The organism is Galbitalea sp. SE-J8 (assembly GCF_030345695.1).
GTDB lineage: Bacteria > Actinomycetota > Actinomycetes > Actinomycetales > Microbacteriaceae > JAUASV01.
On sequence record NZ_JAUASV010000043.1, the window covers coordinates 1 to 5,848 of the forward strand.

General features: G+C 60.9%; 6 protein-coding genes. 2 read left to right on the forward strand and 4 right to left on the reverse strand.

All coding sequences use genetic code 11. The features are described 5' to 3' along the window. Positions 1-223: 223 nt before the first annotated feature. The 4 genes from QT381_RS15575 to QT381_RS15590 form a co-directional block, all read right to left on the reverse strand. Complete coding sequence (locus QT381_RS15575) at positions 224-2,158, reverse strand: ABC transporter ATP-binding protein/permease (RefSeq protein ID WP_289249946.1); 1,935 nt, start codon at positions 2,156-2,158, stop codon at positions 224-226. Further along, positions 2,155-3,132 carry a peptidoglycan-binding domain-containing protein gene (locus QT381_RS15580; RefSeq protein ID WP_289249947.1) on the reverse strand — a complete coding sequence of 326 codons (978 nt, stop codon included), beginning with the start codon at positions 3,130-3,132 and terminating at the stop codon, positions 2,155-2,157. The genes QT381_RS15575 and QT381_RS15580 overlap by 4 nt, the downstream gene beginning before the upstream one ends. A 148-nt stretch (positions 3,133-3,280) precedes the next feature. Further along, entirely contained in the window at positions 3,281-4,168 is an 888-nt protein-coding gene (locus QT381_RS15585; protein WP_289249948.1) for a hypothetical protein, read from the reverse strand. 68 nt (positions 4,169-4,236) lie between these two features. After that, a complete protein-coding gene (locus QT381_RS15590) occupies positions 4,237-4,605 on the reverse strand; it encodes a peptidase inhibitor family I36 protein (RefSeq protein ID WP_289249949.1) in 369 nt (122 codons plus the stop codon). 435 nt (positions 4,606-5,040) lie between these two features. On the opposite strand from QT381_RS15590, the gene QT381_RS15595 reads away from it, so the two are divergent. Further along, positions 5,041-5,601, forward strand: coding sequence for a hypothetical protein (locus QT381_RS15595; RefSeq protein ID WP_289249950.1), 561 nt, complete (start codon positions 5,041-5,043; stop codon positions 5,599-5,601). Beyond that, positions 5,594-5,752 (forward strand): hypothetical protein, encoded by a 159-nt coding sequence (locus tag QT381_RS15600; protein ID WP_289249951.1) that lies wholly within the window; start codon positions 5,594-5,596, stop codon positions 5,750-5,752. Before QT381_RS15595 ends, QT381_RS15600 begins: the two co-directional genes overlap by 8 nt. The last annotated feature ends 96 nt before the right edge of the window (positions 5,753-5,848 follow it).

Consider the following 5,848-nt stretch of genomic DNA (forward strand, 5'->3'; position numbering starts at 1 on the left):
TCGACGCGCTCGACATGGACTCCTTCGAGACCGAGCAGCAGGTCGCAGCCAGAACACGGGGAGGCAACAGAGCGCGCGTCAACGCACCCCGAACTACGGTGAGACACGTCGAGGTCCTCGGTCTGGAATCAGCGGTTGGCGCTACTGATCCTCGGAGACCTCGACCCCTACCCGCCGACCATCACCCAGCGAGCCCCACCCCCACCGAATGTCCGAAGAGCCATCAAACGGCAAGAGACTCGACTGGATCGATTCTTGACGCTTTGATCGCGGGATATATGCCCGCTACTAGCCCGAGGACCAGACCGCTCAGCAGTCCCAGCGCAGGTACGAGCGGATCAATTACGGGCGACCAGCCGCTGAGAATCGATATCAACGTGACACCGTCGATGCCCAGCGTTAGTCCGATTGCGCCGCCGAGCGCACCGACGGCTATCGCCTCGGCTGCGAACTGCTGGAGGATCGCTCGCCGCGGGGTTCCAATTGCCATGCGCACCCCGATTTCACGCCGACGCTCCAACGCAGCAACGAGAAAGGTGTTGGTCACACCGATTGCTCCGATCGTCAACGCGACCCCGGCCATGATGAACAATAGCAGAGTTGTGGTCTCGGCAATGCTCCCGCGAAGCGTCGTTGGATCGAGTCCAGTAACCGACTGCACACTCTCGTAACTCGTCGGTTCGAACGCGACCGGAGACTGTTCCCCTACAACTCCAGCCGCTCCCGCATCGACTCTGATGATCAATCGAACGTCGATAAGTGACGGATTCAGACTCGGCAAACGCAGTGTGGTCGGAGCGATTAAGCTGTTGTAAAGCCCGCCCGCCGGGTCCTCATCGTCGACCACGCCGAGCAAGAGCACCGGGTCGTCGCCGACCCAAAGCTGCATCCCCGGTGTCCACCGAGCGCCGAGTTGCGCAAACAAGCCGACGCCGATCAACGCCACGTCATCTCCGCGGTCGATGTGGCCCTGATCGAAAAAGCGTCCGTGCACGAGCTTGGGTTCCAAGCTACGAAGGCCGTGAACTCCCATCACACGAAGCGTCGACGCGACTGGCGCAGTACGAACTTGCGCCTCCGACGTTCCGATCTCGACAGAGTCCCCGCCATTCGTCACTGCGGTCATCCCTGCCGTCCGGACGCCGTTCAGGTTCCGAACGCGCTCGGCATCAAGACTCTCATCTCGTTCAGCCATCCACGTTTGATCTTCGCCGGTCCAATCGTCGGACTGTAGGGCAACTTGCTGCGCAAGAAACGCATTGAATTCATCCGTGATTTGCGCAGACGCCGTGCTCGACAGTCCGACGTTCAGGGTGAGTGTCGCGACCCCGATAGCGACCCCCAGAGCGGTGAGGAGGTTCCTTCCTGCGCGGGCAACGAACGACTGGAGAGCCTCGGCGATGGCGAACGTGAAGAGGCGTGGACGAAGCGGGTGCCTGGCCTGAGCCCCGCCTACCGGACCCGCTGATGGTCGCGCAGAGTCCGTGGCGCTTGTCACCCCGTCGGTTATGTAAATCGTGCGCGCGCATGCCGCGGCTACATCGGGGTCATGCGTGACAACGATGGAGGCAGTATCCGAGCCAGTGCTGTCGCGAAGTAGCGACATCACTTCAGCCGCCCTCACAGAGTCCAGGTTCCCCGTCGGCTCATCGCACAAAAGGATCGTCGGTCTCGTGACAACAGCGCGCGCGATCGCGACCCGCTGCTTTTCACCCCCAGAAAGCGTCGCCGGCTTCGCGGTGCTGCGGTGGCTGACGTCGAGTCGGTCGAGCACTTCCGCGACTCTCAGCTTCCGCTCTTTCCGAGGCAGACCCATGAGCTTGAGTGGAAGTTCCACGTTTTGACTGACAGTCTTGTGGTCGATGAGTTGGAACGCTTGGAAGACGAATCCCACAGCTGAAAGCCTCATGGAAGCCCGACGCTGGCGAGAAGTTCCAGCGACGTTGATCCCATCGATGTAGAGCGTCCCACCGCTGGGTTCGAGGAGTAGTCCGAGCAGGTTCAGGAGCGTCGATTTTCCCGAACCCGAACGACCCATGATCGCTACCATCTCGCCACGGTTGACGGAGAGGGTGGCATCGCTCAGAACTCGGACAGTCTGACTACCGGAGAGAAAAGATCGCGAAAGAGCCGTAGCAGAGAGAGCAATCTGCGTCATGAGCGATCGCTCACCACCACGAGCTCACCGCTTGAGAGCTTCGACCCGATCGGCTTGACCGCCGATTCTCCTCCCGCGGAGAACACGACTTCGACCGGGACTTCGAGCAAGTCGCCACCGCGCTTCACGGTGACACGGGTGACACCCGATCTCGTCCAAAGGGCGGAGTCTGGAACAACGAGCGAGTCGGCTTCGCTTTCATCCGTGATAATCCGAATTTGCACAGGCACGTCGGCTGAAAACGCAAAGGCGCCGGTCGAAACGAAGGCTGTCGCAGTCGAGGGCACAACATTCGGGTCAGCGGCATCGGCTGCCACACCCGCCGCAAAGTTGACGACCTCACCCAGAGCCGATCCATTAGAGGCAAGTACTGCTTTGTCCGAAATCTCGAGTTCGACGGGGATATCGGCAGACTCGAAATTGCACCTCAGACCCTCGTCGCCGCTCAGAGTGTCAACTGTCAAAGAACTGACGACGTTGCCCACCTGGAGTTGCTGACTGACGATTCGCACCGTCGACTCATTAATCGCCACCAGCTCTCGTGCATTAACCCGAGCGCCGGCAGCGTCGCCGACTCGCGAAGAGCCTTCGGCAACGAACCCGTTGCTTCGATAGAGGGAATCGACAGCAGCCCCTGTCTTGAGGTCGTACACACCGGAGGTCTCGACGTCGGGATATCCTGCCCCACGTAAGAATTTCTGAAATGACTTCACGTCTGCGCCCGTGTCTTTAAGGCCCAGATCTCGAAACAGAGGAATTGCTAGCCTTGCGGCAATCCTGGGTCGGTTGTTGAGGCCGATAATCAGGTGACCAGATGACACTTCGGATTTGTCCCCGAAGCCCACTGCCGTAACCACCTGAGTATCCGCACCAGGTTCGTCTGCGATTCGCACGCTGCCCCGCGTCGAGTAGTCGGGGATGCACCAGACCGACAACGACGACTGAAGCGTTCGCGAGTCGATCGCGACAGTCACGGTAGAAGGCGTTGGCGGAGCGGCGTCCGCGGCTCGCTGAGCTGGCGACTTCGTGAGAGTGCCCGCATAAAAGGCCGACGCTGAGAGCGCCACAACGAGGATAGAACCAATCGTCCACTTCGACCAAAGTCCTGACCGCGGAGCTCGCTCAGCCACCAAGCACCTCTCGCGCCTTTAGCTGGGAATCTCGGCGTATCTGCTCGATCTCTACGAGATCAGCTGAGTACTTCGTCAGGAAAGTCGAAATATATCGGTCCAGGAGACGATCTAGCTTTGACGTGTAGTCGACTTTTTCACGGCAGGTCGCGTCATCGACCGCCAGTTCGATGCTTGAGTCCCGCGACCCTGCGGTCGAGGAGAACGCCTCAAACGGTGCGCGAAACTGCGGGAAGTTTGTTGCGGACATGCACTTTTGCCATTCAGCCGCAACTTCGACAATTTTGGGGTCGTCACGATATGCGGTGAGCACCTCCAACCCTACATTGAAGATCACGTTCTCGGCGAGAAGCTCGTTTTTCGGCGACCCGTAGATCGCGTCGGCAGCCTCACCTGTACAACCGCCGGCGGTCCAACTCGTTTCGCTTCCGAAAAGTTCCACGGCGATATCGGCATCCTCGCCATCGCCATACAGCGCCTCTTCATAACCGGTTGGCATCTCACCAACATCAGGCTCGCTGTGCTTGCGATCTTCGATTTCGGAAGCCGTGGTCGCGTATCCCGACTTGCGCGCCTCTTCCACCGAGAGCTGAGGCGCTGTTCCATTGTTCGCGTCGAGGTCGAACGCCCAATTTCTCAACGGAACATAACTGAAGCCCGCTTTCGCCATGCACGCGGTTCGCTCTGAAGCCACAGCGGCATCGACGTTGGGGTCTGTTCCGACCAACGCCAAGAATTGCGCCCGAGCTCCAGAAACAGTCTTGGGCGCCGGCCCAATTGTGAGACCCGTCTCGGACTGTTCCGGTTGAGTGCAGCCCGACAACAGAATAGACACAAGTATTCCTGCCGCGACTGCGAACTGGGCGGATTTGCGGGCCATCGGCTCCAGCTTTCTCTCGATGCGGGGCGGAGCTGTGGAAGCACTCCGCCCCGCGGTTGGAATTGGGGTCAGGTCCTGCGGATGAAGTCAGCCTTGTTGATCTTCGCCCCGAGGTCAGCCTTGTTGGTGTTCGCACCGAGCGTGTTCAGAAGGGCTTCTGCATGGAAGATGTCCGCCGCATCGATGAGGTCGAACGACGTGTAGTTCGTGCGGTTCTTCCACGAGTCCGTCTCGTTCACGAGGCTGGAGGTGATCTGGGACGTGGTCTGGTATCCGTCCATGGAGTACTGGCTGCCCGCGTAGGAAACCTCCTTGTACACACAGACCTTCGTGTCGACACACGTCCCACTCGTAGTCGCGAGCGCGGGACCGGCTGTGGCCACCGTGCCCGCGAGTGCGACGGCGAAACCGGCGACTGCGATGAGTTTCTTCTTCACTGAGAATCCGATGTATTGATGGGCTCGGCGCAACGATTGATGCGTCGAGTGGACCCACCCGTCAAGAGGCAGCGCTACCAGTTGACGAGTGTTGCTCGGAGCTTACACGGATGGGGGCTGCAGACCAACACCGCGACGAGACTCATCTAATGTGCTCGCCCAATGGGGTACGTGCCTCATCTGGGATCTGCTCGCGAAACGTTGGCCGCTCTTCGGGCACGGGGTGTGTGCTGGTGGGATGGGCTCGTTGTCGATGTCGACCAAGCGTGAGATCACGAAGAAGTACGCCTCCGAGTACGCGTGCTCCTCGAAGAGGGTCCGGGGCAGGTTGCTGGACGAGGTGGTCGCGACCACGGGCTGGTCGCGGGCGGAACGCGCGCCGGCAGGTGACCGCGGCCGGGAAACGGCGCGCTCAAGCTGCTGATCAGCGTGTGGATGCTCGCCGGGCAGCCCTCCGGGAAGTACCTCGCAGCGACGATGGGGATCTGGCTGTCGAAGCTGATCGAGCACGGCGAACTCGACACGGCACGTCTGAGCGAGCACACCGAGGCTCAGCTGTTGACCGTGTCGGGGGCGAGCATCGATCGGCTGCTGAAACCCACCCGGGACGCGATGCGGCTGACCGGGATCTCGGGCACCAAAGCTGGGCCGCTGCTGCGGACCTCGATCACGGTCCGCAAAGCTGGCGACGAGCACGAACGGGTCCCCGGGTTCTGCGAGATCGATCTGGTGCTGCACTGCGGGTCCACGTTGAAGGGCGAGTTCGCCCGCTCCCTGACGGTCACCGACGTGCGCACCGGGTGGACGTCGAACATCGCGCTCAAGAACGGGCGCACCGGTTGGGTGCTGGAGGCGATGCCCATCATCGAGTCCCGGCTGCCGTTCCGCCTGACCGGGATCGACAGCGACGACGGCGGCGAGTTCATCAACGAGGCCCTCATCGGCTGGGCGGCCGAGCGTTACGGGCTCTTCGCAGTTGAGGGGGTAGGTGGGTAGCGCGTCGTGGGCCGGAACGAGAAGGCTCTTCGATCAAGCGTTCTTCACGCGCATCCTGATCGGCGACGACGGCGAGATCGTTGGCGAGCTCAACGAGCCTTTCGAGATCGTCCGGGATGCCGCGGAAGTAGTGCCCCTTAACGTGGTGTAGTTCGCGGTGGCCGGTCTCGTCGTAGACGTGGGCGCGGTCACCGTGTAGTCCCTTCGAGGAATCTCCTACAACCCACTCGAAAGGCATCTTCACGAT

What these genes read in the sequence shown, in the direction of transcription:
- QT381_RS15575 (WP_289249946.1), bottom strand. Translation starts at nt 2,158, where the DNA reads ATGACGCAGATTGCTCTCTCTGCTACGGCTCTTTCGCGATCTTTTCTC.
- QT381_RS15585 (WP_289249948.1), bottom strand. Translation starts at nt 4,168, where the DNA reads ATGGCCCGCAAATCCGCCCAGTTCGCAGTCGCGGCAGGAATACTTGTG.
- QT381_RS15595 (WP_289249950.1), top strand. Translation starts at nt 5,041, where the DNA reads ATGCTCGCCGGGCAGCCCTCCGGGAAGTACCTCGCAGCGACGATGGGG.